Here is an 825-nt window from a genome sequence, read left to right on the forward strand (position 1 = left end):
CCAACAGACGCTTGAATAAAATTGAATTTTACTCTCGCAACGAGATCTTACGTAAACTACATAAAATCCGTTATAATTATTACTGTTGCTCTCTTATCACAACTTGTCAAAGATCGTCACTAAACCATTTATTCCCCTTGCGTGCTTCTTCGTGTAGAGCGAATCCACAGGGCGCAGGGTGGTTTAACTGTTTTATCGTCGGAGTCGAACCGATAAGCCCCCCAATTGGGGCCGATAATAAAGGCCACACATTTGTGGCCTTGGTAGGCGGCTGAGGTCATTATCGATTGAGATCGAATTAAATAAACCAAAGCTTAAAAGGGTGGAGGATATCGGAGTCGAACCGATGACCTCCTGAATGCAAATCAGGTGCTCTAGCCAGCTGAGCTAATCCCCCTTTTTCAGTCTGAAATCTATAGAACAGAGTCTATAGTAGCGCAGCCGAAATGTAGTCCCTGGCAGACTTGAACTGCCGACCTCTACATTATCAGTGTAGCGCTCTAACCAGCTGAGCTAAGGGACTGGATAAAGTGTCAAAAAGGATAATACTCGTATAGTATTATACTAATCGCAAGAGGTCCAGCATTTCATGGACGTTGCTTGATCCCCGTGGGGATGGAAGTGATAGACATCACTCTTGTTTTAAATTAACATCAAGGTAGGCGAGTACCGTATCTATTGCTTGCGCATAGAACTAAAACTTACTAGACTCTGGAGGTAACAACACACTGCTCACTAACATAACATGCACATTACCTACCCCGTCGTCCTTCTAAAAAGGAGGTATTCCAGCCGCACCTTCCGGTACGGCTACCTTGTTACGAC

The 825-nt window shown here is 44.4% G+C and carries 2 tRNA genes; both read right to left on the minus strand.

From position 1 onward, the window contains the following. Positions 1-323: 323 nt before the first annotated feature. A tRNA-Ala gene (locus A3850_RS00025) sits at positions 324-397 on the minus strand. Between the two features lie 52 nt (positions 398-449). Further along, a tRNA-Ile gene (locus tag A3850_RS00030) sits at positions 450-523 on the minus strand. Between the last annotated feature and the right edge of the window lie 302 nt (positions 524-825).

The organism is Lewinella sp. 4G2, assembly GCF_001625015.1.
Lineage (GTDB): Bacteria > Bacteroidota > Bacteroidia > Chitinophagales > Saprospiraceae > Neolewinella.